The organism is Anaerobacillus alkalidiazotrophicus (assembly GCF_001866055.1).
In genome coordinates this window covers 20,201-46,269 of the sequence record NZ_MLQS01000002.1, presented here as the reverse complement: position 1 = coordinate 46,269, position 26,069 = coordinate 20,201, and the positions used below count along the sequence as shown (strand labels likewise).

Genomic DNA, 26,069 nt, shown 5'->3' with positions numbered 1-26,069 from the left:
ACATTTTGTAAAGAAGTCATTTTTTCAGTAGATAGGAATGACGAATTAACCCTCATATGAGACATGTAGATATAAAGTTGAACTTTAATCAGTGGGGGTTTTCCTTCATCCCCCACTGATTGTTAGTTCAACTTATAGGACCTTTAGGGGCAGTTTATCCCCTACCTAAACTTCTCGATTTTCTTACGTTTTGAGGTTGGGGTCTTTCTGCCCCTTAAGAGTGGGATAAAGAATAAAAAAAGAGTGCAAAATCAAATAAATTTGCACCCACTCTTATAATTTAACCCTCTAGTTCTTCTAAAAGTTCTTCCACATAATGCTGCGCAGATTGAGCAGCAATGCTACCATCGCCTGTCGCTGTTACGATTTGACGTAACGTTTTTTCACGAATGTCACCAGCTGCAAAGATACCAGGAACTTTTGTTTCCATCTGATCATTTGTTTCAATGTAGCCAGCTGCATTTGTAATGCCTAGGTCTTTCACTGCATCATTTAATGGCTCCATTCCAATGTATATAAATACACCATCAGTTTTATATTCTTGCTCTGTATCGTCTTGAGTATTTCGAACTGTAACACTACCTACTTTACCTTCACCGTTGATGTTTGTAACAACATGGTTCCATAAAAATTCTATTTTTTCATTTGCGAATGCTCGATCTTGAAGAATTTTTTGAGCCCGAAGCTCGTCACGACGATGTATTACCGTTACTTTTGTTGCAAAGCGCGTTAAGTACACCGCTTCTTCGACAGCAGAATCTCCGCCACCTACGACAACAAGTTCTTTCCCTTTAAAAAAGGCACCGTCACATACTGCACAATATGATACACCACGACCACCTAATTCACTTTCACCAGGTACGCCTAATTTTTTATATTTCGCACCAGTTGTCACGATTACCGCTCTTGCTTTGAATTCTTTACTACCAGTTACAACGGTTTTATATTCTTTCCCGTCTTTTATTTCTTTAATATCTCCATATGCATACTCTGCACCGAATTTCTTAGCGTGATCAAACATTTTAGTTGATAAATCTGGCCCTAAAATGCTTTCATAGCCTGGATAGTTTTCTACATCTTCAGTGTTAGCCATTTGTCCCCCTGGCACACCTCTTTCAACCATTAACGTAGATAAGTTAGCACGTGATGTATAAACAGCAGCAGTCATTCCAGCCGGACCCGCCCCTGCTATAATTACATCATAAATTTTTTCTTCACTCATTACATTCAACTCCCTATTACATTCACTTTACTTCATTAAAACTATTATACGTATCTATCGTAAATAATTAGGAAAAATAAGTCCACTTTCTTGCTTAAAAATTTTCATTCTATTTAGATAAAATAAAAAATAGTTGGCACCATTTATAAACACGCATATTAAATAACGCGTTAAAATTTTAGGTACCAACTATAATTTTCACTTATTGCGATTTGATTATTCCAACTACTATTATTCAACAGTAGTTGCGTTGAAAGAATATGTTGGTTCAAGAGAGCATCCATCTTCTAAAGTGTTTAAATGTTGGATTGCATCATTATTCCCTAGAGCCGCTAGCTTCTCCCACAGCTTTGTAGCTTTTTGAATACGACCTGTATAGTAAGACGCTACGGCTAGTTGATAAACAAATTTCGGGAAATTTCCGAATCCTTTTTTACCTAAACGATCTAAACGTTGATAGGCTAATTCGTGTTCTCCGACTTTACCAAAGCAAACTCCTATTTGATATGCTTGTAGGTAATCGAAACTCCAAACATTTTTAAGTAATTGCAATAATTTGTTTGCTTTTTCTTTTTGACCTGTTTCAAAATAGTATATCATTAGATTACAACGAGCTGTGATATTATCCTCTTTCGCTAGCACCGCTTTTAAGATATCGATTGCTTTTTTCGTATTTTTCATATTATAATACGCTTCAGCTAATCTGATATGTGCCATCCAATATTTTGGCTCTTCTTTAATAATATCATTAAAATATTCAATCGCTTTTTGATAATTTTCTTTCTTTAGTTCATGAGATGCTAATTCATATCGAATGAGAAAATCTTCTGCTTCTGCAAAGAGTTCGTCTTCGTCTTGTATAAATTCAAGTAAGTCCTCGGCCTCTTCTAGAAAATCCCCTTCAGAATCCTTCTCAATATATAAAAGTGCTTCTTTTCTTGCGTGTTCGAATAAGCCAAGATTTGCATAGTTATTGGCTAAAAAGTAATGACATTCTGGTAAGTCTTCAGCTAAATTTTCATCGATAACCTTTTTTAAATAAAGGTTCGAGCGTTGATAATTACCTAAGTCAGCATGTACAACTGCCAATTGACATAAGAAACTTGGTTCTTTTGCATCTAACTGAACTGCTCGCTCAAGATAGCGTTTCGCTTTATTAATATTCTTTTCACGATACGCTTCAATTCCTTTGCTGTAGAAATAAGCCCCATCCTGAAGATTTGAGATTACTAGTCCCATCGCATTAACACGTTCAAATTGTTTACTCATTTCTACCTCCTTCTACTCTTCTTACTCGTCGTAGTATACCATTTTTCTAGCCTTCTGGTAAATCATAAAATACAATTGTCAAAATAAATGTAAAAACTAATATGTAAGGTGTTACATTACTTAACTAATAGGCTTTTTAAGAATACAAACTCCTACACGAAACACAGTTTGAACACCTAAAACTAACCCACTCTCTTATAATCATACCACTAAAAAAGTTGTATATATCGCATATTGTTAGCAATACATACAACCTAATTTTATTACAGTATCATTACAAATAGAATTTGTACTTCTATTATTTTCCGTGTCTTTGCATTAATGTGTTAAGAACATCATCTAATGGAAGCTTTTGTTCACGCATCACAACGAGGACGTGAAAAAATAGATCAGCGATTTCCCACTTTAATTCATCTGCGTCACGATTTTTTGCAGCAATAATAACTTCGCCCGCTTCTTCACCAACTTTTTTAAGCATCTTATCAATGCCATTTTCAAATAAATACGTTGTGTACGAACCTTCAGGCATTTCTGCTTCACGTTTAGCAATTGTTTCTTCTAAAATAGAGAGGATTGCAAAACGATCTTCAGCGGTTACAGTTTCTTTACCTAGTAGCGAATTACTAAAACAACTATAGCTTCCTGTATGACAAGCTGGACCTGCTGGTTGAACGAGAACAACTAAAGCGTCCTGATCACAGTCAAAGCGGATATCAACGACTTTCTGGATGTTTCCAGATGTTGCACCTTTATGCCACAACTCTTGACGTGAACGGCTATAAAACCACGTTTCCTTTGTTTCAATTGTTTTTGCTAGAGACTCTTCGTTCATATAAGCAACGGTTAGTACTTCTTTGCTTGTAGCATCTTGAACAACCGCTGGGATGAGGCCTTTTTCGTCAAACTTTACATTGGTTACCATTAGCGAACCTCAACTCCCTTTTCTTTTAAATAGTCTTTCACTTCTTCTACCGATGTTTCTTTATAGTGAAAAATGGAAGCCGCCAACGCTGCATCGGCATTTGCTTCTTTAAATACTTCGTCAAAGCACTCTTTAGAACCAGCCCCACCGGATGCAATCACTGGTACCGTGACTGCTTCACCTACCGCTTTCGTTAATGGGAGATCAAAGCCTTTCTTTTCTCCATCTTGATCCATACTTGTTAATAGAATTTCACCAGCGCCGCGGCGAACGGCTTCTTGTGCCCATGCGACGACTTCCCACTCCGTAGGCTTTCGGCCACCGTGCGTAAAGACGCGCCACGATCCTAGCTCTTCATCATATTTTGCGTCAATCGCTACTACGATACATTGAGCACCAAAAAAATCTGAGCCTTCGGTAATTAACTCCGGACGTAGGACAGCGGCTGTATTTAATGAAACTTTATCAGCGCCTGCTCGCAAAATTCGTTTCATATCTGCAAGTGAATTAATCCCACCACCAACGGTAAACGGAATGGCAAGTTGGCCTGCCACTTGCTCAACGACGTCAACCATCGTTTCGCGACCTTCATGAGATGCTGAAATGTCTAAAAAGACAAGCTCATCTGCTCCTTGTTCATCATAAAACGCGGCTAACTCTACTGGGTCACCAGCATCGCGTAAATTGACAAACTGAACGCCTTTCACGACTCTGCCTTCTTTTACGTCTAAGCAAGGTATAATACGTTTAGCTAACATTCGCAGCACCTCTTTCTAATGCTTCAGCTAGCGTAAACTGGTTTGTGTAAAGAGCTTTTCCGATAATTGCTCCACCAATGCCATCTGCCTCATACTTTTTTAAATCATCAATATCTACTAGCTTACTCATCCCGCCAGAAGCGATGACTTCTTTTCCTGTCGCTCGTGCTAATGATGCGATCGCTTCTGTGTTAGGGCCTGATAACATGCCGTCACGAGAAATATCTGTAAAAATAAAGACTTCTGCTCCATGTGCGGCTAATTCTTTTCCTAACTCTTCAGCCGTTACTTTAGATGTTTCTAACCATCCTTCTGTAGCGACATAGCCATCTCTCGCGTCAATACCAATCGCAATTTTTTCACCGTATTTCTTTAGCATCGCTTTTACGAATTCAGGGTCTTTGATTGCTGAACTCCCTAAAATAACACGGTCAACACCGTTATCCAAATAAGCAGCAACATCTTCTGGTGTACGAATACCACCACCGATTTGCACTTTCACATTTAATTCTTTAGCAATCTGAATCACATGTTCATGGTTGACGCGATGTCCTGCCTTTGCACCGTCTAAATCAACGGTGTGGATCCACTCAGCACCTGCATCAGCAAAACGCTTTGCCATATCAATCGGAGAATTTCCGTATACTGTTTCTTGATCATAATCACCTTGAATGAGGCGAACACAGTTGCCATCGCGAATATCGATCGCCGGATAGATTGTAAATTTACTCATGAACTTTCGCCTCCTTCTGTTTTGTTACAATACTTGCAAAATTTTCGAGTAGTTTCATGCCGACATAACTACTTTTTTCAGGATGAAATTGCGTTCCTAACACGTTGTCTTTCCCAACAACGGCTGGAACGACGCCATCATACTCACTGCTAGCTAATAAGGATGCTTCTTCCATGTCTTGAACAACATACGAATGAACGAAGTAAACATGGCCTTGTTCGACGTTTTCGAGTAATACGTGGTTTTGATGAAACTTGAGGCGATTCCACCCCATGTGAGGCACCTTATATTTTTCGCCAGTTTCGGTTATCCCTTTAAAACGACGAACCTGTCCTTTTAATAAAGAAAGTCCTTTTGTTTCCCCATTCTCTTCACTCTCTTCAAAAAGAAGCTGCATCCCTAAGCAAATTCCTAGCAGCGGCTTTCCGGAAGCTGCCCACTCTTTTAAAAAAACGTCTAGTTTTTGTTCTTGTAAAATTTCCATCGCATCTTTAAACGAACCAACACCAGGTAAAATGAGGGCATCTGCTGTTTTTAATTCGTCTTGATTTTCAGAGATAAAATATTCGTAGTTTAAACGTTCTAACGCCTTACTAACGCTGTGAAGGTTTCCCATCCCATAGTCAACGATTCCAATCATTTTATAACATTCCTTTCGTTGAAGGCACACCTTTGATTCGAGGATCAACCGTTGTTGCTTCGTCTAACGCACGGCCTAACGCTTTAAAAATAGCTTCAATAATATGGTGCGTGTTCGTACCGTAATGAACGATTACATGAAGGTTCATTCTTGATTCAAGAGCAAATTTCCATAAAAATTCGTGAACTAACTCGGTATCAAACGTACCGACACGATCACTTGGTAAGTCCGCTCGGATTTCTAAGTGGGGGCGATTGCTTAGATCAACCACAACTTGTGCTAACGTTTCATCCATTGGGACAAAAGCATTTCCATAACGTTTAATTCCTTTTTTATCACCGAGTGCATCTTTCAGAGCCATACCTAAGCAAATGCCGATATCTTCGGTTGTATGATGGTCGTCAATTTCCACGTCACCATTGGCATTAACGGTTAAGTCAAATAAACCGTGCTTTGTCCACAAGTCTAGCATATGGTTTAAAAACGGAACTGGCGTTTGAATATTTGCTTTGCCTTCTCCGTCTACTTGCAACTGTAATTGAATTTGTGTTTCGTTTGTGTTTCGTTCGATACTGGCTGATCTACTCATTTTCTTCCTCCAATTCGTCTTGCCTGTAATAGTGGTGTTAAACCGTGAAGAATGTCCACCACCATTGATCTATTCTAAAATTAATCAAATGATTTGTTCTTAAGGGGCATAGACCCCCACCTCTAAGCGGAGCGTAGGTGGGAACCTTCCATTCAGGTGGAGTTGAGGCTCCATCTAAATGGAAGTTCTACCGAGCTAGAACGAGTTCTCCTACTAAGCAACTTTAGCTTTCTTCTTCAAGTCGTATATCAACGGCTCTCGCATGTGCTTCTAACCCTTCTAAGCGTGCGAGGGCAGAGATTTTTTTACCATTAGCAAGTAATGCTGTTTTGCTATATGAAATGATACTCGATTTTTTTGTAAAGTCATCTACATTTAATGGGCTTGAGAAGCGAGCGGTACCGTTCGTTGGTAACACATGATTTGGTCCCGCGAAATAGTCACCGACTGGTTCTGAGCTATATGGACCTAAAAAGATAGCTCCAGCGTGACGAATTTTTCCTAACAATTGCATTGGTTCCTCTGTTAACACTTCTAAATGTTCAGGAGCTAGCTCGTTTACTACCGCAACGGCTTCGTCTAAATCGTTCGTGACATAAATCGCTCCGTAATCGCGAATTGACGGGCTTGCTATCTCTTTTCGTGGTAACTCAGCTAATTGCTTCTCAACCTCGATGGCCACCGCTTCAGCAAGTGTTTGTGAAGGTGTGACTAAAATTGATGAAGCTAGAGCATCGTGCTCTGCTTGTGAAAGTAAATCTGCTGCGATATAACGCGGATTTGCGTTTTCGTCTGCTAAAACGACGATTTCACTTGGTCCTGCAATCATATCAATATCGACATGTCCGTAAACCGCACGTTTGGCAAGTGCCACATAAATGTTTCCTGGTCCCGTGATTTTATCAACCGCTGGAACGGATTCGGTTCCGTAAGCAAGTGCTGCGACTGCTTGAGCGCCACCCATTTTAAAAATATTTTCAACACCAAGTTCATTTGCAGCTACAAGAACTCCTGGTGGAAGATTTCCATCTTTATCTGGCGGTGAAACCATCACGATGTTTTTCACTTCTGCCACTTGAGCTGGGATCACGTTCATTAAGATGGAAGACGGGTAAGCGGCCGTTCCGCCTGGTACGTACACCCCCACTGAATCAAGTGGGGTAATTTTTTGGCCTAAGATTGTACCGTCTTCTTCTGTCGCTAACCATGATTGACGTTTTTGTCTTTCATGAAAGCGGTGGATGTTACCTATTGCCTCGCGAAGCGCAGCAAGTACCTCATCATCTATATGTGCGTAGGCAGCTTCCATCTCCTCCTTTGTTACTTTAAAAGTGGAGAGTGTAGCGCCATCGAATTTTTCCGTAAAGAAGCGGACGGCCGAGTCGCCTTCATTTCTTACTTTTTCAATAATGGCTTCGACGGCTTGACGTTGTTCGTCTGTGCCTTGGTCAATGCTGCGTTTTAATGATACGTTTTTTGTTACTTTTTCGATTTTCACTGTTCTTCCCCCTCAACGACGGCTGCTAATCGTTCAACAACTTCATCGATCACGGTATCTTTCATGCGATAACTTACAGGGTTAACGATGAGACGAGATGTTATTGGGACGATCGTTTCAAGTTCAACTAATCCGTTGGCACGTAATGTTTGCCCTGTTGAGACGATATCGACAATACGATCGGCAAGACCAATGAGTGGAGCAAGTTCAATCGATCCGTTCAGTTTAATAATTTCGACTTGTTCTCCTTGCTCACGGAAGTAACTAGCAGCAAGATTGGGATACTTAGACGCTACTTTTGGCGCGATATCTCTATTTTTTTCATAGGTCGGAAGTGCTGCCACAGCCATATAGCATTCACTAATTTTTAGATCGAGGACTTCGTACACGTCACGTTCTTCTTCAATCATCGTATCTTTTCCAGCAACTCCAATGTCTGCAACCCCGTGCTCGACATACGTAGGAACATCCATTGGTTTTGCTAAAATGAAGCGCATTCCTGCTTCTTCTACGTCAATGATTAAGCGACGGTTATCTTCAAATTCTGGTGGAAGGTTGTAGCCCGCTTTACGAAGAAGTTCAACTGCTTCTTCAAATATTCTTCCTTTTGGCATCGCAACTGTTAGCATTTAGATGTCCCCCTTTCCGTTTTTTCCAATGCAATAAATGATGTCATCATAATTTTGTGAAAATTGATCGACATCTTTAATTCCTGATAAATCTTGAAGGATAACAGCAATTCCTTCTGAGCGCTTTTCTTTTGCTAGTTCGATTGCATCTTTTCTTCGTTCATTTGTATGAATGATGCACGTAACGGTTTGTTTTTCAGCTGTATTTCCTAACGCTTCAACTAATAGGTCAAGGCGAATGCCAAAGCCTGTCGCTGGAGCCGGACGGTTAAACTTTTTAAGTAGCTCATCATAACGTCCACCACTTCCAATCGGTGTTCCGAGGTTATCGCTATAAGCTTCAAAAACGGCGCCTGTATAATAGCTCATGTGCATAATTAAGTTTAAATCTAGTTTCACGAAATCGGTAATTCCGTAGTTTTCAAGAACATCCCAAAGTTTTTCTAAGTCTTGTAATGCTTTGTTGCCTTCTGCGTTTGTTAAAAGTTTTTTCGCATCTTCAAGCTTTGAGAAATCTCCGCGAAGGTTAAGAAGTTCTAGGAGACGGCTCTTATCAATTGATGAAAGGGATAAGCTTTTCACATGTTGACGATAGCCTACATAATTTTTTTCATATAAAAAGCGGCGAAGCGTATCTGCTCGTTGTTCGTTACCAACTGTATCGAGAAGTAGCGCATTGACATAGCCAACATGACCAATCGCAATTTTAAAGTGGCTAAGACCTGCTTGTTTCAGGGCCGCTATCATGAGAGCGATCACTTCTCCATCGGCGCTACTTGTTTCGTCACCAATTAATTCAATCCCTAATTGTTCAAATTCAGCCGGTCTTCCCCCTTCGTTATGTTGGGCACGGAAGACGTTCGCATCGTACGTAAGTCGAAGTGGAAAACTTACATCCTTTAAGCTAGATGCCGCTAATCTTGCAATCGGAGCGGTCATATCTGGACGTAACACAAGTGTATTTCCTAGTTGATCAAGAAGTTTAAAGAGTTGTGGATCTAAAATCGCTGATGCTACACCAACTGTATCATAGTATTCAAGAGTTGGGGTTTCAATGGATTGGTAGCCCCAAAGTTTTAACTCTCCTTTTATTCTTTCACGAATTTGATTTTTCGTTTCATATAATGGAGGAAGCGTATCACGCATTCCAATTGGCTTTTCAAACATAAATGGCTTAGACATCTTTCACACTCCGTTCCGATTTGGTTGTTGTATATTAATTGAATACACATTGAGTAGGTTCGGGATTACATTATGGTAAACCAAGTTCAATGCGGTTTAATTATCTTTAGTTAATTTACTTTAGTCTGCTAAATCACTAATATAGTAAAGCGTCTTATTAAGTAGTCTACACCCCTTGGAAATACGCGTCAACCTTTTTGTTTGATAATTCGATTAATTTGTTAGAAAAATATGTATGATTAGTTGTGCAGAGATGAAACGCTCAATATTTGAGTGAATTTCACTATTACCAAAATTCTATATTAGTTACGAATAAGTTATTGTAACTAGGGGTAGAAATTAGTGGCGAGGATAATGAATGATGAAATCCAATGTGAAAATCCTACTCATTATATTAATTCGTATTTGTTGCTAAATAATCCCTTCTTTTTTGATAAAGTTTCGGATTTTGGTGTGGAGATAATCAGATAGGGGTGGGTGTGGTTGTGCGCGATTCACTCCAGTTTGTGCGCGGTTCACTCCGGTTTATGCGCGGTTTCTGGTTATGCTCAATCAGGGATACTAATTGGTTTGAAGGAGCAATACTACTAGCGGCCTATGTCATCTTTGGAGTCGGGTTTTATTTAATATAACGCCTAGTCAAGGTGAAGGAAACTGTCTACCGGAAGTCACTGAAGGCTAGTAATTAATTAAACGTTTGATTAATTGAAATTCATAAGACAAACCCGAGCTATGAACATTGGATTGTAACTAGAAATCGCTTCTTGTTTGGGTGAATAATGAATTTCTGTTAACTAGACGATGGTAACTTTATTTTTAGGACTGAGGTTCCGTTATTTCCGAAAAAATTACTTTTATTAACCTTTCGCGGACACCAGATCCTTTATTTATTCAAAAACATTGAGAAATAACTATTATGAGACTAAATAGGGGCTTCTCTGTCCGCAAAATCTAAAATTTTCATTTTTTTCTCAAAATAAGGTCCCTGGTGTCCGTAAAAGCTTTACTGGCAGACGCCGCTTCTCTAGTCCGAAAAGGGGGATGTGACCCGGCTCACCAGCACTGGTGCTTGACAACTAAATAAGAGGCTGCCTTCATAAGGTAGCCTCTTAATCGAAACTTATACTACAAGTGTCATTAATTCATTTTTCGCTTGAATACTACATTGATTTGTTTCGATTACTTCTAAATAGTTCGCTGTATTTGTAACAATAACAGGAGTCGTCACTCGATAGCCAGCTTCTTTAATTTTTTCGATATCAAAGTCAACAAGGAGATCTCCAACTTTCACTTCATCACCTTGTTTTACATGAGCTGTAAAATGCTTTCCTTCTAATTGGACTGTATTAATCCCAACATGAATTAAGATTTCTGCACCAAGATCTAAGAAAAGCCTCGGTGCTGAAGTTAGTCAGTTTCCAAGTAAGTAATTTACAAGATATTCATTTGACTTACTACTAAAGTACAGCAGTAAGCCAAATGACTACTTTTCATCCTTCAACCTAATGATTTGCATTGGGTTTCCACCAACAAAGGCACCAGCTGGCACATCTTTGTGGACAACAGAACCCGCAGCGACTGTTGCTCTGTCACCAATTTTGACCCCTGGTAAAATCGTCGAGTTGGCACCTATCATCACTTCATCTCCAATGACCACTTCACCGAGGCGGTATTCATCTATCAAATATTCGTGAGCTAATATGGTCGTATTATAACCGATCACACTATTTCGCCCGATCCTTATTTTTTCAGGAAACATAATATCCATCATGACCATTAAGGCAACTGCTGTTTGGTCTCCAATTTTGATTTTTAAAAACGTCCGGTAAAACCAATTTTTTAATGGAACGAATGGTGTATAACGACAGATTTGAATAATTATAAAGTTCTTCATTACCTTATAAAAGGGAACGGTTTTATAGATTTGCCATAAGGAGTTCGCCCCCTGAACAGGATAGCGAGTCGTTCTTCTAGCCAAGTGACTCTTCTCCTAAGTACTCTAGCAAATCAGACATTGTTTCTAACATAACATCTGGTTCGTAACTTTGAAGAAACTCTTTACCTTTAATTGTCCAGGCAACAGCTGCTGTTTTTGTACCTGTATTTTTCCCACCTAGTATATCGTACTGACTATCACCAACCATAATTGCACGCTCTGGTGACGATTGTAATTGGTTTAATGCATTTAATAAAGGTTCTGGATCTGGCTTTACTTTAGTAACATGATCCATACCTACAAGTACTGAAAAATATTGATCGAGCCCAGTTAGCTTCAAGCCCATCATCGCTGTTTTTGAAATCTTTGTTGTTACAACTGCTAGCTTATAGCCTTTTTCATGAAGAGCTTTTACCGTTTCTTTTACTGTGCCGTATTCTTCCACTAATTCATCGTGCATTTTATGGTTAAACGTTCGATACATCTCAATCATTTCATCTACTTTATCAGGGTTAAGACGAGTAAATGTATCATCTAGCGAAGGTCCGATAAACTCAATTACTTTTTCGCGTGTATATTCATTTGGGTAATAATGATCTAACGTATGTAAAAATGAAGCAATAATCAACTCATTTGTATTAACTAACGTTCCATCTAAATCAAAAAGCACCGTATCAATTTTCATTTTTTATAGCTCCTTTTTCTTATCTTATTTATGAAAAAATAGAATGCAGAATGTTTACTGCTTGGAATTTACTCCAAAACAACGTTCACCCTACATTCTACCATTTTCAGACGACTTCTTTCTCTTTATTGTTCAAAAAACCTTTTTTCTCCATTCTATTCCACACGAAGGCGACGAGCATTGTAAGGATAATGGCTGTTACAAGGCGAACGAGGAACAGTGGCCAAATTGGAATTCCTAATGGAATAAATAAAAGTGTATCTTCAACCACCGCGTGGCAAGCAACAAGAAAGATAAATGCTAAATATAAATCCTTCTTTTTTACCCCGTCTTCCTTTACGGCTTGCATCATAACCCCGGCACCGTATGCTAGTCCGAATACTAAACCAGCGGCTAATGTTGTTGATGTATTCTCTTTCATGCCCAGCATTTTTGTAAATGGAGACATTGCTTTTGAAAACCAATTTAACCATTGTAAGTCTTTCATTATTTGAATAGCGATCATAATCGGAATAACGATAAGTGCTAATTGAAAAATTCCAAGCGTTGCACTCTCCAACCCTTGATAAATGATCGCTCCCCAACCAGTGACGTCAGTCTGTCCGGAAGAAACGAAACCATACTGAGCTTTTTCGTGCCCACCATCCCAAATGAAATGGATGGCCGCTGCTGAAAATAATGCCAACCCAATTCGAACACCAAGTACAACAGACATTCGAATTCCTACTTTAGTAGCTACAGCCGATTCCACAAATAAATTATGAGAAAAAGACATCATGACTGCTAAAATAAATACTTCTTTCACGGTTAAATCTAGCGTTAAAATGGCACCGATACCCGCATATAGATTTAGGACATTCGCCAATACTAATGGGATAGCTGCTTCCCCTGATAAACCAATCCACCCCATGATTGGTGAGAGGATTTTAGCAAGCCAATTTAATAGTGGCGTATAGCTAATCATGGTCACAATCAGTGTGATCGGAAAAATAATTTTTCCTAACGTCCACGTTGTTTGCAAACCTACTAATAACCCCTTTTTCAAACTATCCAAAATCTCTCACTCCCTAATCCCAACTACTTCTTCTTTTTTTTCGATTTCTTCTTCTTTTCGGTAGGTTCCTCATCTAAATAGCGAATAGTTGATAATCCTGTTTTTCTACGGTAAAAAATTAATGCAACAGCACCGGCAATGAGTAAGATGGAGATAACTTGAGCTGTACGTAATGTTCCGATAATGTATAAACTATCTGTACGCATCCCTTCAATAAAAAATCTCCCAACTGAATACCAAATGACATAGGATAAAAATAGTTCACCACGTCGGAAATTCAATCTTCGTGCATAAATTAAAAGTGCTACCCCTATTAAACTCCAAACAGATTCATATAAAAATGTCGGATGATAATATACCCCATCAATGTACATTTGATTAATGATGAATTGTGGAATGAACAAGCTTTGTAAAAATTCAGGATCTACCGGACCACCATGGGCCTCTTGGTTCATAAAGTTTCCCCAACGTCCAATCGCTTGCCCTAGTAAAATGCTTGGTGCCGCTATATCGGCTAACTTCCAAAACGAAACCCCTCGTTTTTTTGCAAATATATAACCGGTAATAATCGCTCCAATTAAGCCACCATGAATGGCCAAGCCACCCTCCCAAATGGCTAAAATCTTTCCAGGGTGTTGAGAGTAATGGTCCCATTTAAAAATGACGTAGTAAAGCCTTGATGTTAAAATTGCTATCGGAATAGCGTAAAGCAATAAATCTGCAAACAAATCTTTAGGTAAGCCTCGCCTAATTGCTTCCCGGTTTGCTAGTATATAACCTAAAAATGCACCAAACCCAATAATCAATCCGTACCAATAAATTTGGGTGAAACCTAAGTCTATCGCTACTGGATTTAAAGGTTGAATTTGATAAAGCATACAAAATCCCCCTTTATATATATTTGGAGTAATGTGCTCGTTTATCGGTGGTGTGTAAGACGAGCACTACTCCTGTCATGTAACTATTTATTTAAATCTCCTCTTTATCCCCATCTACTATTACACCTGTTAATCGCTCTGAAAATTGTTGCGCAGCGTTGATTCCCATAATTTTTAAGCGGTAATTCATAGCGGCTACTTCAATGATTACGGCTAAGTTACGTCCTGGACGTACTGGAACCGTTAGTTTTGGAATTCTTGTATCGAAAATCTTCATCGTTTCCTCATCAAGACCAAGACGATCATACGCTTTTTTCTGATCCCAAAGTTCAAGGTTAACGATTAAATGAATTGGAGTATATAAACGGACCGAACCTGCACCAAATAATGTCATCACATTAATAATTCCTAGACCACGAATTTCTAATAAATGACGAATCAATTCCGGAGATGTTCCGACTAAACTACCTTCATGCTCTTGACGAATTTCTACTGAATCATCGGCAACAAGACGGTGACCACGACGAACTAGGTCTAATGCAGTTTCACTTTTACCTACTCCACTTGATCCTGTAATAAGAACACCAAGTCCGTATATATCAATGAGAACGCCGTGAACAGCTGTCATTTGTGCTAATTCATTCTCTAAGTAATTCGTTAAAGTACTAATCAATCTTGATGTCGGCATTTTAGAGCGTAAAACAGGAACACCAACTTCAGCAGCGGCAGTAATTAGCTGCTCTGGAACCTCTAATTGACGAGAAATGATGATTGCAGGTGTATCATATGTACAAAGCTTTTCCATTCTTTCAGTTTTTATCTCATCAGCTAAACTTTCAAAAAACGTTAATTCAGTTTTTCCTAACAACTGAATACGTTTTGCTGGGTAATAGTTGAAATACCCCGCCATTTCCATACCAGGTCGTGAAATATCAGAAGTTGTTACGGGACGATGAATTCCATCTTCTCCACTTAGTAATTCAAGCTTAAATTTTTCAATTAAATTTTGTACTGTAACTTTTGCCAAGAAAAACGTCCTCCATTCTCTGAATCAAAGAGTGCATTACAATTGTTTCCATAACCTTTATTTTCGCATCAAATTCATGACTTATACATTTTAACATAATTAAGAACTAATAATGTAGAATTATATCCGAATGTATGGGGTTTTTGGATAAAATATGTAGTTTGTGACAGATTAGGGAGATTTTCGCGTTGGAACTGGTTGGAAATACTTTTAACTAGGCTGCTCACACCACATGGGATGCGCGCTTTCTTGCCGGTTGTGCGCGGTGGGCCACTATTTGTGTGCGGTTTTCTCTCGATTGTGCGCGGTTCCCTGTCGATTATGCGCGGTTTCCGATTTTTGTGCGCGCATTGCCGGTTATGCGCGGTGGGCCACTATTTGTGTGCGGTTTTCTCTCGATTGTGCGCGTTTCCCTGTCGATTATACGCGGTTTCTGATTTTTGTGCGCGCATTGGCAGTTATGCGCAGTGGGCAACTACTTGTGCGCGGTTTTCTCTCGATTGTGCACGTTTCCCTGTCGATTATGCGCGGTTTTCTCTCGATTGTGCGCGTTTCCCTGTCGATTATTCGCGGTTTCTGATTTTTGTGCGCGCATTGCCGGTTATGCGCGGTGGGCCTCTATTTGTGTGCGGTTTTCTCTCGATTGTGCGCGTTTCCCTGTCGATTATGCGCAGTTTCTGATTTTTGTACGCGCATTGACGGTTGTGCGCGTTTGTTCTATGGTAGCGTAGCAAAACAAAAAGCTAACTAGCCTTTTACCTAGACAGTTAGCTTTTCTAACGTTTACCTTTTACTTCGCATTGGTTCTACTATAAACTTTTTAATCAACAAGTTTAGTACGCTAATAAATATCGATGCTAAAATTGCCATTCCGAAACTGGAAATAACAAATGCGTCTCCCATCAAAGATGCGGTGATCATTAATGTAATAGCATTAATGATAAAAAGAAAAAAACCAAACGTGAGGAATGTAACTGGCAACGTGAGTATGACAAGAATTGGTTTGACAATAAAATTAATAATCGACAATAGTACACTCGCGAGTATTGCTGCCGATGCACTTTCTAAATAAAAGCCTTGAAAATAGCCAGCTACTACCATTAGTACAACACTATTTACTAAAAGGTATATGAGCCACCTCATTTTTATCGTACATCCTGTTCATTTGGTATGAGCATCGTTGCAATGACATAGGCAATTAGCATTGGGAAAAATGCTGTCGCAAAAATAAGCACGACAAAAATAATTCTTACGACCGTCGGATCAATAGTAAAATATTGACCAAAACCACCACATACTCCTGTTAATTTCCGATCATGCTGAGTCCGATATAACCTTTTCACTTTCTTGCATCTCCTTTAGTTTTGAATAAGTATCGAACCTGTTCTTGCCTCTGCTTCCACATAAAAAACTGGTTCAGTACCTTTGTTTGAAATGAACGTAACAAATTTATTAACGATATCTTTTTTCTCATCTAGTATTTGAAGATTTGGTAAATCGCATGTAAATCCACCGACGACTGTTTTAAATTCACCTTCTGTTTTCATATCAGCAGGTACGGTTAGTTCGATGCTCCCTGTCGTTGTTTTTAAATAAGCTTTCCCTTTTACTTTTTCTATTAGCTTATATTTTATTGAACCATTAAACGTTTCTACATCTGCTTCACCGCCAGACGTAACAAAGTTAATCGTTCCGTGAACTGTTTTTGCCTCGGTTCTCTCGGCATCGAGCTTATCAACAGAAATGCTTCCATTTACTGTTTCTAAAATTACTTTTGTACTCGCTAACTTATCAAATGAAATGCGACCATTTACTGTTTTTGCTGAAAGTTCACGTGCCTCGACCTCTTCTCCTTGAAGTTGGCCATTAAAAGTATATAAAGTAACTTCATCATACGATTGACGCGGCACATAAAACGTGGCATTTATTTTTAAAGATTTATCGCGACATTTAAAACGTATTTTTTCATCGATCACTTGAAAAGTAATTTGATTTAAAAAGTGCTGTCTAGCTGCTTCAACATCTTTTTCATGGTATACCTTCACCTTACATTCCACACGTACATCCGTTTCATCCCATGGCACGAAACGAACACTTCCATTTTCAACAGCAATATCCACTTTTGAAATATTGCTATCACGGTGATGAAAAATATGGTCGATTTCGATGGAACCACCGAAATTTAAATCTAGGTCAAACTCTTTTATTTTTTGTACTGTTTGCTCTATAAAATCTGTAAACCGATTCGTAAAGGAAGGTTGGTTATATTTCCCTCGATAATCATGACCTTTTTCCCAGTCAACATTGTTTGATAAATAAGCATTCGTTTCTTTTTTCGGTTCCTTTTTTTCCGTTTGCCCTAACTCTTTCATTAGAGCAATTCCTTCTTCTGCCGTAATTTTGCCATCCTCAATCATCTTCAAAATCATTTTGCGTTCTTCCTGCATGATCCATCCTCCTCTTTTCCTTCCTTATCTGATTCATACGTTTTATGGAGAAAAAGGTTTCTTTTTATTTGGAAATCCTTCAAGCTTTAATATATTCTCAACTCTTTAGAAAAAGTCGACTTTTTGTAGACCGCCCAAAAAAGGGCGACGAAATGTCAGCCCTCCTGATTATTTTGAGACTGCTTCTGCTAGGCGTTGCTGCATTCTAGCTCGATCTCGTTCTAAAATTGGTTTTAAATATTGACCAGTATAAGATTTTTCCGTATTTGCGACATCTTCTGGTGTTCCTATGGCAATAATCGTACCACCTTTGTCGCCACCTTCTGGACCTAAGTCAACAATATGATCGACCGTTTTAATGACATCAAGGTTATGCTCGATCACTAAAACAGTATCTCCTTGTTCAACGAGGCGTTGCAGAACCTTTAGAAGGCGGTCAATATCATCAACATGAAGACCAGTTGTTGGTTCATCCAAAATATAAATCGTTTTTCCTGTTGAGCGTCGGTGTAGCTCAGAAGCGAGCTTTACCCGTTGCGCTTCACCACCTGATAAGGTTGTTGCGGGTTGACCTAATCTCATATATCCTAAACCTACATCAAACAAAGTTTGAATTTTACGCTTGATTTTAGGAATGTTCGCGAAAAATTCTAATCCATCCTCTACCGTCATTTCTAGTATATCTGATACCGTTTTGCCTTTATATTTTATTTCTAATGTCTCTCGGTTGTAGCGTTTCCCATGGCAAACTTCACAAGGAACATAGACATCCGGTAAAAAGTGCATTTCAATTTTAATGATTCCATCGCCGCGGCATGCTTCACAGCGTCCACCTTTGACGTTAAAGGAAAATCTCCCTTTTTTATAGCCACGTACTTTCGCTTCGTTCGTCATAGCAAAAACATCACGAATGTCATCAAAAACCCCCGTATAGGTTGCTGGATTTGAACGTGGGGTTCGTCCAATTGGTGATTGGTCAATATCTATAACTTTATCAATTAACTCTAAGCCACTTATTGATTTATGTTTTCCAGGTTTGTTTTTCGAACGATGCAGCTTTTGTGCCAGAGATTTATACAAAATATCATTAATTAATGTACTTTTCCCAGAACCAGACACTCCTGTAACCGCCACAAAAACACCTAAAGGAATTTTAACCGATACGTTTTTCAAGTTATTTTCAGCGGCACCCTTAATTTCGAGAAAACGTCCATCGTTTTGTCGTCTTTCTACCGGTAAAGAAATGAACTTTTTGCCCGATAAATATTGACCTGTTAGTGATGCATCATCATTCATGATTTCTTCTGGTGTCCCTTCAGCCGTAATCATTCCACCATGAACACCTGCACCTGGTCCAATGTCAATAATATAATCAGCAGCAATCATCGTATCTTCATCATGTTCGACGACGATCAATGTGTTTCCAAGATTACGCATGTGCTCAAGTGTTGCGATTAAACGATTGTTGTCTCTTTGGTGAAGCCCGATTGAAGGTTCATCTAAAATGTAGAGAACCCCCATAAGAGATGAGCCGATTTGCGTAGCAAGGCGAATTCGCTGAGCCTCTCCCCCAGATAACGTTCCCGCTGCCCTTGATAACGTTAAATAATCTAAGCCTACATTCATTAAAAAGCCTAAACGTTCATTAATTTCACGTAAAATTAAGCGCGCGATTGCCTCTTCTTTTTCTGTAAGCTCAAGCGTTTCAAAGAATAACTTCGCTTCTTTAATTGACAGCGCCGTAATGTCACCAATTTGCTTTCCGTTGATAAGAACAGCTAAGCTTTCTTTTTTCAAACGGTTTCCTTTACATGTCGGACAAGCTTTTTGTGCCATATAACCTTCCATTTGTTCCCGGATATAGTCTGAGCTTGTTTCTTTATAGCGACGGGCTAAATTATGAAGCACTCCTTCAAACTCAACATTCGCTTCTCTTACATGACCAAATTCGTTTTCATATCTGAAATATATTTCTTCGCCATTACTACCTGCTAACACTTTTTCGAGCTGATGCTTTGGTATTTTTTCAATCGGAACATCCATATCAATCCCGTAATGGTCACAAACACTTGCAAGTAGTTGTGGGTAATATTGCGAACTTGTTGGTTCCCACGGTGCAATGGCGTGATCACGTAACGTACGAGACCAGTCCGGAATAACGAGTTCTAGGTCTACCTCAAGTTTTGTTCCTAGTCCGTCACAAGTAGGACAAGCACCGAATGGACTATTAAAAGAAAACATTCTTGGTTCTAGTTCACCGATAGAAAACCCACATTGCGGACATGCATGGTGCTGACTAAAGAGGAGTTCTTCCCCATCAATAATATCGATCATCACGCGACCATCGGCTAAATTCAGGGCTGTTTCTAATGAATCGGCAAGTCTTGTTTCAATCCCAGGTTTAACGACAATTCGGTCGATCACGACTTCTATATTATGTTTTTTATTTTTGTCTAGTTTAATCTCTTCTGATACTTCACGCATTTCACCATCAATGCGAACACGTACGAAACCTTGCTTTTTAATATCTTCTAATGCTTTAACGTGCTCCCCTTTACGACCTGAAATGACGGGAGCTAATATTTGCATTTTTGTTCGCTCAGGAAAAGCGATAATTTGATCCACCATTTGTTGAATTGTTTGCGATGATATTTCAATATCATGCTTTGGACAAACTGGCCGACCGATCCGTGCGAATAACAGGCGTAAATAATCATAGATCTCCGTTACTGTTCCAACTGTTGAACGCGGATTTCGGCTCGTCGTTTTTTGGTCGATAGAAATTGCTGGTGATAACCCTTCAATCGCATCGACATCCGGTTTATCCATTTGTCCTAAAAACTGCCGTGCGTACGCAGACAGGGATTCCACGTAGCGGCGTTGTCCTTCAGCATATATCGTATCAAACGCTAAGGACGATTTTCCAGATCCAGACAAACCCGTTAGGACGACGAGCTTGTCTCGGGGGATCGTCACATCAATATTTTTTAAATTATGAGAACGAGCCCCTTTAACAACTATATTTTCTAAAGCCATTTATACATGTCACCCTTTTCGCTTTTATAAAAATTAGTAACTATAGTCGAAGCGCGACGAGCTACTAAAGAAAAATTTAATTCATTGATTAATAACTTTGTAAGCCTTGCTTCGAGAAGCAGCTGGGATCATCCTAATTGAATGACCCTCGCGCCTCTAGTAGAGTAGATGTAACGTAAGGATTAACCTTCTGCTTTTAACTCCATAATTAAGTCTCGAAGTTCTGCCGCCCTCTCAAAATTCAGGGCTTTTGCAGCTTCCTTCATTTCTACTTCCATTCTAGCGATGACTTGTTCTCGATCTTTTTTACTTAGTTTGGTGATTGGTGGCGCTGTGTACTCTTCACTATCTTCTGCTGCCATTGTCGCCTTAATGATTTCTGGTATTTCCTTTTGGATCGTTTGTGGTACGATGCCATGTTTTTCGTTATATTCTTCTTGAATGGTGCGACGTCTTGCTGTTTCATTGATCGCAATATCCATAGATTTTGTTACTTTATCTGCATACATAATGACATGTCCGTTAGCATTACGAGCTGCTCGACCAATCGTTTGGATAAGGGAGCGCTCTGCTCTTAGGAAACCTTCTTTGTCCGCATCTAAAATGGCAACGAGCGATACTTCTGGAATATCGAGCCCTTCACGGAGTAAGTTAATTCCTATTAAAACATCAAACGTACCCATTCGCAATTGACGTATAATCTCAATTCTTTCTAACGTTTTGATTTCAGAATGTAAATAACGGACTTTTATTCCGAGTTCTTTTAAATAATCGGTTAAATCTTCAGACATTTTTTTCGTCAATGTTGTAACGAGGACTCGTTCATTTTTCTCAGCATGGTCACGGATTTCTCCGATAAGGTCATCGATTTGTCCGTGAATTGGTCGTACATCTATTGTAGGGTCTAACAAGCCTGTCGGTCGAATAATTTGCTCGACCATTTTCGGTGTATGTTCTAATTCATATGGACCTGGTGTTGCAGAAACAAATATCGCTTGGTGCATCTTTTTTTCAAACTCTTCAAATCGTAACGGACGATTGTCTTTTGCCGATGGGAGTCGGAAGCCATGATCAACGAGCACTTGCTTTCTTGCCTGGTCACCGTTAAACATGCCACGAACTTGCGGCAATGTCACGTGAGACTCATCGACGACGATGAGGAAGTCTTCTGGAAAGAAGTCTAGTAATGTATATGGGGTTGCCCCTGGTTCACGGAACGTTAGATGTCTTGAGTAATTCTCAATTCCGTTACAATATCCCATTTCTTGCATCATTTCAATGTCATAACGAGTGCGTTGCTCAAGGCGTTGCGCTTCTAATAGTTTCCCATTTTCATGCAGCTCACTCAGGCGTTCCTCAAGTTCTGCTTCGATATGGACGATCGCTTTTTTCAGTTTTTCTTCACGGGTAACGAAGTGGGATGCTGGAAAAATCGCAATATGATTTCTCTCGCCAAGGACTTCACCAGTGAGTGCATCAACTTCAGTAATCCGATCAATTTCATCACCAAAAAACTCAACACGCATACACCGCTCGTCACGTGAGGCTGGAAAGATCTCAACAACATCGCCACGAACGCGAAACGTACCGCGCGTAAAATTGAGGTCATTTCGATCATATTGAATATCAACTAAATCTCGTAGTAATTCATTGCGATCTTTTTCCATTCCTGTACGAAGCGAAACGACAAGATCACGGTATTCTTCTGGTGAACCTAAACCGTAAATACACGAAACACTAGCAATAATAATGACGTCTTTTCGCTCAAATAACGAACTTGTTGCTGAGTGGCGCAATTTATCAATTTCATCGTTAATGCTCGCATCTTTTTCAATATATGTATCAGATTGTGGGATGTACGCCTCTGGCTGATAGTAGTCATAGTAAGAAACAAAATATTCAACAGCGTTTTCTGGAAAAAATTGTTTGAACTCACTGTACAACTGACCTGCTAGTGTTTTGTTATGAGCAATTACTAGTGTAGGTTTGTTAACTTCTTTTATAAGATTTGAAACGGTAAATGTCTTTCCGGTACCTGTTGCACCGAGGAGTGTTTGCATTTTTTTACCGTCGTTGATTCCTTTTACTAATTCTTGGATCGCGGTTGGCTGATCCCCTGTAGGTTGATATTTAGAAACTAGTTGAAACTGTTCCAAACAAATCCCCTCCATATTATGAAATTTCCTTTATTACTACTTTTCACGAATACATGTTTAATAATTCCAATTATTATTATAACACATCTGAGGCGGATTCAAACATTTTTACGAACGTATATTCTTTTTTGTTTAAAACGAGAAAGAGGATGCTCAAATGAAATATTCATCTAGAGACACCCTATTAATGGTATTGTGGTAGACTGTTGTTGTTTTGAGTAGAGCTGAGGATTTTCACTAATCTAGCTAGCTTAGTGTAATAATCTTTCTAAAAAGTTTAGTCTCAAATCGGCATTATCTTTCGTAATAATGTCTATGCCCGTATTTATGTTTCGTATAGCCTCTTCTCCCTCTATTAATTTCATGGCAGTTTGAATACTCACATATCCCATATCATATGGATTTTGTGAAACTGTACTCCTTATTGCATCCTTTTTCACTAACTCAATCATAACGGTATTTCCTTGGGCACCGATAACCGGTATTTTTAACCCATGATTTTCAATGATCTCAAACGCATGTACTGCGATAATGTCGGTTTCAGCAATTACTCCTTTAATATCAGGATGATTACGTAGTATTCGTTCCATCGTTTGTTTAATGAGTCTCGGCTCATTTGATATTAGCAATTCTTGGGATGTTATTTTTATATCAATTTCTTCTATCGTTCGTTTTGCTTCTATTCTCCAATCACCATTCGAATGGATCATAGCAACTTTGTCTCCAGGCTGTAGTTCTGTGGCTAGCAATAACCCTACTTTTCTTCCTAAATCAACGTGATTAGTACCAATAAAAGAACGTTTATTTTCCAAAGGATAATCTGTGTCTACTAGTATTACAGGAATATTATTTTTGTTAAGCTCCTCAAGTTTAAGAAGGTTAGCGGTATGTATGGGGGAAAAAACTAACAGATCGGGTTCTTCTTTAAATACTTCTTCTAAAATCTTATTTTGCTCTTCTACGAAACCGTTTTTAGGTGAAATCACTCTTCCATCTATTCTAAAATCACGGAGCGCCTTTTGTGCACCTACTTTGACCGTTTTCCAATACTCTGTTTCCAACTCTTTTAAAACAACAACAACTCTAGGTTTTGGGGCGCTCAATGGCTGAAAAATTATGTAGAGGACAGAAAAAAATATGATTATAAGTAGCACTAACATTTTATATTTATTCATAATCGCTCCTTTATAGGATTTATATGATTGGGAGACAGTCAATCGCTGCCTTTTTCTTTAAAAGATCCCTACTCTCATCTAAAGAATTAATTATTTCAAGAATAACCATCGCGTTTACTATTAATGTATAGCTGTTAGATAATAACAAATTTTCAGTTTGAAGTATTTCAGTATTTTTGCATGTTAACCTCTAATATTTTTGGGTTTAAGAATTAGATGGAAGTAAACAAAAAAAGATTTTGGTCGTGGGGGAATAATTTCTGGGAGCACATCGGAGTCAGTAATTGTGTGAACCGGGGTCCGGACTCGATCGTTTAAGTAGATAGCACCTTTCCCGCTTTTACTTTTTTGGATCGATTTCAGATACATTTCTCAGTTTCACTTTTGTTTTGGAATTATTAACAGAATGGTTAAGTATATTAAATGCATCAGAAAAAAACTATTCATTTCAAATCTATATATTTATTGGGATCCCCTTCAAATCGTTAATTATAAGTAAAAATTTATAAATTCTTATATTAGAATCAAAAACGCTTGGATCTCTCCAAACGTTTTTGCGATCTACGATTTTTCTTTTGGATGTGAGAAGAGAAAACAAATCCTACTACGACAGAAACAGTGCCAATAATAATCATTAATGGTGGTTGATGTAAGCCACTAAAGCCGAAAATTAAGATCATTACCGTAACAAACAGCGCTCCAACTTTGCTGTATGATACTTTTGTAAAAATAACATCACGATAAAGCTGAACTTCAATCAGTGGGGGTCTTACTGTCCCTTAAGAGTGGGCTAAATGGTAGAATGAGCGCCAAAATTAAATTGAGCAATTTTCTATCTTTCTGCCCCTTCCAATTGTAAGCTTTTCTATATCAAATAGCCTCTTCATAATAACTGTTATCTTGCTTGACAAAAAGCATACCTACTTGGTGATGCTCGCCATCATAAAGGGAAGTTTGGGTAAAACGAAGCTCCCCGCTTAAATTTATGATTTCAAGTTTACAAAAAGCAGAGTTTTGTTGCAGTGCTTCATAACATTGTTGCGCGGTTTCCACACGAATTCCGTTTACTTTCGTCACTACTTCCCCTACCTTGACTTCCATTTTTTCCGCTGGGGATTGAGGAATGACCCCGAGAATGACAAGACCATTTTGTTGTTGAGCATATATATTAGTTTTGTTGTCTTCACGGAGCTTTTGTATGATTGATATCAGCTCTCTCGTTAGCAATGCTGTAACAGCTACGATTGGAATAAAAATTGGGTAAAACATACTCAACGTACTTAAACCCAAAACGGTAACCCCTACAAGTAATACTAGTCTTCCATACTTAAAGATTGCCTCTTTAGGCAGTGTGCTACAAACTACTTGTTTAAAGCCAACTGCAAAAGGGACCGCCATAAAACCTAGTTGAGAATAATCGGTTGGTATAATAGGCCAAAACTCTACGATCGATATCGTACCACTTGGAATGAGGAGAAATACCGGTAAGATCCATACCCTTTGCGCTTCGTGTCCCCCAACCGTTTTCCCACGCTTACTTGTGAATAGCTTCGGAGACGTATGGTTCGCCCCATTTGATAAAATTAAGACAGCTTCAGTAATCATTAACAAACCGACTAAAACTGCTATACTTGGCAAATGAACCGAATGAATTTCAGAAATCCATTGATTTATTAATGCTGAACCTGTTTTAAAATTAGGAAAAATAAGAGCAAAAAGAAGCGTTAAACTTCCTGTATAAGCAGGTGATAACCACCTGGCTTGTCCAGTCAATAAAAGTAATAAATGAACTGCAGCAAATAGTAACATGACACCTAAAGGGATAACGATCCCAAGGCCAACGACCACGAGCATCAAAACCAATGCTGCTATGAAACTAGGAAAGAGTGGACTTAGCCAATCATCAATGATGTCATATACACGAGTATGAAAATCTTTTCTTTCCCTCTGAACCCTCTTGTAACCTAAAAATAAGCTAAAGAGAATGAGAATGTAAGTGAGGGGGTGTAAAAAAAATAAGCCTATCCCTTTTAATAGTTCGATACCTACTGCATAAAAATCCAACTTAAACACCCTTCCCTATGTATTTCGTAATTGAAAGCCGCTTCATATACACATAAGTTCATTATACATTTTTTGGTTACAAAATACATGTATTTTTTGCATGTACTTTTTTTGAAACTCAAGACTAGCTCTAGCACCACTTACTCGTGGTCACAGCGCATGTTACCAC

The 26,069-nt window shown here is 38.8% G+C and carries 23 protein-coding genes and 1 pseudogene; all 24 read right to left on the bottom strand.

Annotated features, from left to right (window positions below; genetic code table 11):
- Window positions 1-280 precede the first annotated feature (280 nt).
- Window positions 281-1,222, bottom strand: coding sequence for a thioredoxin-disulfide reductase (gene trxB / locus BKP45_RS07485; RefSeq protein WP_071389115.1), 942 nt, complete (start codon window positions 1,220-1,222; stop codon window positions 281-283).
- Window positions 1,223-1,453: 231 nt separating this feature from the next.
- The gene (locus BKP45_RS07480) at window positions 1,454-2,491 is read right to left on the bottom strand and encodes a tetratricopeptide repeat protein (protein WP_071389114.1); all 1,038 of its coding nucleotides are present in this window, start codon (window positions 2,489-2,491) and stop codon (window positions 1,454-1,456) included.
- A gap of 298 nt (window positions 2,492-2,789) precedes the next feature.
- Window positions 2,790-3,413 (bottom strand): bifunctional phosphoribosyl-AMP cyclohydrolase/phosphoribosyl-ATP diphosphatase HisIE, encoded by a 624-nt coding sequence (gene hisIE, locus BKP45_RS07475; protein ID WP_071389113.1) that lies wholly within the window; start codon window positions 3,411-3,413, stop codon window positions 2,790-2,792.
- On the bottom strand, window positions 3,413-4,171 hold the full coding sequence (gene hisF / locus BKP45_RS07470; protein WP_071389112.1) for an imidazole glycerol phosphate synthase subunit HisF: 759 nt from the start codon (window positions 4,169-4,171) through the stop codon (window positions 3,413-3,415). Before hisF ends, hisIE begins: the two co-directional genes overlap by 1 nt.
- Window positions 4,161-4,904 (bottom strand): 1-(5-phosphoribosyl)-5-[(5-phosphoribosylamino)methylideneamino]imidazole-4-carboxamide isomerase, encoded by a 744-nt coding sequence (gene hisA, locus BKP45_RS07465; RefSeq protein WP_071389111.1) that lies wholly within the window; start codon window positions 4,902-4,904, stop codon window positions 4,161-4,163. Before hisA ends, hisF begins: the two co-directional genes overlap by 11 nt.
- Complete coding sequence (gene hisH, locus BKP45_RS07460; protein ID WP_071389110.1) at window positions 4,897-5,544, bottom strand: imidazole glycerol phosphate synthase subunit HisH; 648 nt, start codon at window positions 5,542-5,544, stop codon at window positions 4,897-4,899. The genes hisA and hisH overlap by 8 nt, the downstream gene beginning before the upstream one ends.
- A gap of 1 nt (window position 5,545) precedes the next feature.
- Window positions 5,546-6,133 carry an imidazoleglycerol-phosphate dehydratase HisB gene (gene hisB / locus BKP45_RS07455; RefSeq protein ID WP_071389109.1) on the bottom strand — a complete coding sequence of 196 codons (588 nt, stop codon included), beginning with the start codon at window positions 6,131-6,133 and terminating at the stop codon, window positions 5,546-5,548.
- A gap of 223 nt (window positions 6,134-6,356) precedes the next feature.
- Window positions 6,357-7,631: a histidinol dehydrogenase gene (hisD, locus tag BKP45_RS07450; protein WP_071389108.1), complete on the bottom strand. Its 1,275-nt coding sequence runs from the start codon at window positions 7,629-7,631 to the stop codon at window positions 6,357-6,359.
- Window positions 7,628-8,260: an ATP phosphoribosyltransferase gene (gene hisG, locus BKP45_RS07445; RefSeq protein WP_071389107.1), complete on the bottom strand. Its 633-nt coding sequence runs from the start codon at window positions 8,258-8,260 to the stop codon at window positions 7,628-7,630. The genes hisD and hisG overlap by 4 nt, the downstream gene beginning before the upstream one ends.
- Complete coding sequence (locus BKP45_RS07440) at window positions 8,261-9,442, bottom strand: ATP phosphoribosyltransferase regulatory subunit (RefSeq protein ID WP_211272955.1); 1,182 nt, start codon at window positions 9,440-9,442, stop codon at window positions 8,261-8,263.
- Window positions 9,443-10,562: 1,120 nt separating this feature from the next.
- Window positions 10,563-10,826: pseudogene (locus BKP45_RS21485) on the bottom strand (PTS sugar transporter subunit IIA); the annotation flags it as partial.
- A gap of 99 nt (window positions 10,827-10,925) precedes the next feature.
- Entirely contained in the window at window positions 10,926-11,420 is a 495-nt protein-coding gene (locus tag BKP45_RS07435) for an acyltransferase (RefSeq protein WP_071389106.1), read from the bottom strand.
- Window positions 11,413-12,063, bottom strand: a complete 651-nt coding sequence (ppaX, locus tag BKP45_RS07430; RefSeq protein ID WP_071389105.1) for a pyrophosphatase PpaX — start codon at window positions 12,061-12,063, stop codon at window positions 11,413-11,415. Before ppaX ends, BKP45_RS07435 begins: the two co-directional genes overlap by 8 nt.
- A gap of 106 nt (window positions 12,064-12,169) precedes the next feature.
- Window positions 12,170-13,117 carry a nucleoside recognition domain-containing protein gene (locus BKP45_RS07425; RefSeq protein WP_211272954.1) on the bottom strand — a complete coding sequence of 316 codons (948 nt, stop codon included), beginning with the start codon at window positions 13,115-13,117 and terminating at the stop codon, window positions 12,170-12,172.
- A 23-nt stretch (window positions 13,118-13,140) separates the two neighbouring features.
- Complete coding sequence (gene lgt, locus BKP45_RS07420) at window positions 13,141-13,995, bottom strand: prolipoprotein diacylglyceryl transferase (RefSeq protein ID WP_071389103.1); 855 nt, start codon at window positions 13,993-13,995, stop codon at window positions 13,141-13,143.
- 91 nt (window positions 13,996-14,086) lie between these two features.
- Window positions 14,087-15,022 (bottom strand): HPr(Ser) kinase/phosphatase, encoded by a 936-nt coding sequence (gene hprK / locus BKP45_RS07415; RefSeq protein ID WP_071389102.1) that lies wholly within the window; start codon window positions 15,020-15,022, stop codon window positions 14,087-14,089.
- Between the two features lie 783 nt (window positions 15,023-15,805).
- Entirely contained in the window at window positions 15,806-16,165 is a 360-nt protein-coding gene (locus BKP45_RS07410) for a phage holin family protein (RefSeq protein ID WP_071389101.1), read from the bottom strand.
- Between the two features lie 2 nt (window positions 16,166-16,167).
- Complete coding sequence (locus tag BKP45_RS07405; protein WP_071389100.1) at window positions 16,168-16,365, bottom strand: PspC domain-containing protein; 198 nt, start codon at window positions 16,363-16,365, stop codon at window positions 16,168-16,170.
- Window positions 16,366-16,380: 15 nt separating this feature from the next.
- Window positions 16,381-17,469 (bottom strand): DUF4097 family beta strand repeat-containing protein, encoded by a 1,089-nt coding sequence (locus BKP45_RS07400; RefSeq protein ID WP_071389099.1) that lies wholly within the window; start codon window positions 17,467-17,469, stop codon window positions 16,381-16,383.
- 168 nt (window positions 17,470-17,637) lie between these two features.
- On the bottom strand, window positions 17,638-20,505 hold the full coding sequence (uvrA, locus tag BKP45_RS07395) for an excinuclease ABC subunit UvrA (protein ID WP_071389098.1): 2,868 nt from the start codon (window positions 20,503-20,505) through the stop codon (window positions 17,638-17,640).
- Window positions 20,506-20,687: 182 nt separating this feature from the next.
- Window positions 20,688-22,661, bottom strand: coding sequence for an excinuclease ABC subunit UvrB (gene uvrB / locus BKP45_RS07390; protein WP_407639583.1), 1,974 nt, complete (start codon window positions 22,659-22,661; stop codon window positions 20,688-20,690).
- Between the two features lie 251 nt (window positions 22,662-22,912).
- Window positions 22,913-23,836 (bottom strand): sugar ABC transporter substrate-binding protein, encoded by a 924-nt coding sequence (locus BKP45_RS07385; protein ID WP_071389096.1) that lies wholly within the window; start codon window positions 23,834-23,836, stop codon window positions 22,913-22,915.
- A 524-nt stretch (window positions 23,837-24,360) separates the two neighbouring features.
- Window positions 24,361-24,567 (bottom strand): DUF2198 family protein, encoded by a 207-nt coding sequence (locus BKP45_RS23530; RefSeq protein ID WP_407639584.1) that lies wholly within the window; start codon window positions 24,565-24,567, stop codon window positions 24,361-24,363.
- A 139-nt stretch (window positions 24,568-24,706) separates the two neighbouring features.
- Window positions 24,707-25,900, bottom strand: coding sequence for a PDZ domain-containing protein (locus tag BKP45_RS07380; RefSeq protein WP_071389095.1), 1,194 nt, complete (start codon window positions 25,898-25,900; stop codon window positions 24,707-24,709).
- Window positions 25,901-26,069: the final 169 nt, after the last annotated feature.

What these genes read in the sequence shown, in the direction of transcription:
- trxB (WP_071389115.1), bottom strand. Translation starts at nt 1,222, where the DNA reads ATGAGTGAAGAAAAAATTTATGATGTAATTATAGCAGGGGCGGGTCCG.
- BKP45_RS07480 (WP_071389114.1), bottom strand. Translation starts at nt 2,491, where the DNA reads ATGAGTAAACAATTTGAACGTGTTAATGCGATGGGACTAGTAATCTCA.
- hisIE (WP_071389113.1), bottom strand. Translation starts at nt 3,413, where the DNA reads ATGGTAACCAATGTAAAGTTTGACGAAAAAGGCCTCATCCCAGCGGTT.
- hisF (WP_071389112.1), bottom strand. Translation starts at nt 4,171, where the DNA reads ATGTTAGCTAAACGTATTATACCTTGCTTAGACGTAAAAGAAGGCAGA.
- hisA (WP_071389111.1), bottom strand. Translation starts at nt 4,904, where the DNA reads ATGAGTAAATTTACAATCTATCCGGCGATCGATATTCGCGATGGCAAC.
- hisH (WP_071389110.1), bottom strand. Translation starts at nt 5,544, where the DNA reads ATGATTGGAATCGTTGACTATGGGATGGGAAACCTTCACAGCGTTAGT.
- hisB (WP_071389109.1), bottom strand. Translation starts at nt 6,133, where the DNA reads ATGAGTAGATCAGCCAGTATCGAACGAAACACAAACGAAACACAAATT.
- hisG (WP_071389107.1), bottom strand. Translation starts at nt 8,260, where the DNA reads ATGCTAACAGTTGCGATGCCAAAAGGAAGAATATTTGAAGAAGCAGTT.
- BKP45_RS07440 (WP_211272955.1), bottom strand. Translation starts at nt 9,442, where the DNA reads ATGTCTAAGCCATTTATGTTTGAAAAGCCAATTGGAATGCGTGATACG.
- ppaX (WP_071389105.1), bottom strand. Translation starts at nt 12,063, where the DNA reads ATGAAAATTGATACGGTGCTTTTTGATTTAGATGGAACGTTAGTTAAT.
- lgt (WP_071389103.1), bottom strand. Translation starts at nt 13,995, where the DNA reads ATGCTTTATCAAATTCAACCTTTAAATCCAGTAGCGATAGACTTAGGT.
- BKP45_RS07410 (WP_071389101.1), bottom strand. Translation starts at nt 16,165, where the DNA reads ATGAGGTGGCTCATATACCTTTTAGTAAATAGTGTTGTACTAATGGTA.
- BKP45_RS07400 (WP_071389099.1), bottom strand. Translation starts at nt 17,469, where the DNA reads ATGCAGGAAGAACGCAAAATGATTTTGAAGATGATTGAGGATGGCAAA.
- uvrA (WP_071389098.1), bottom strand. Translation starts at nt 20,505, where the DNA reads ATGGCTTTAGAAAATATAGTTGTTAAAGGGGCTCGTTCTCATAATTTA.
- BKP45_RS07385 (WP_071389096.1), bottom strand. Translation starts at nt 23,836, where the DNA reads ATGAATAAATATAAAATGTTAGTGCTACTTATAATCATATTTTTTTCT.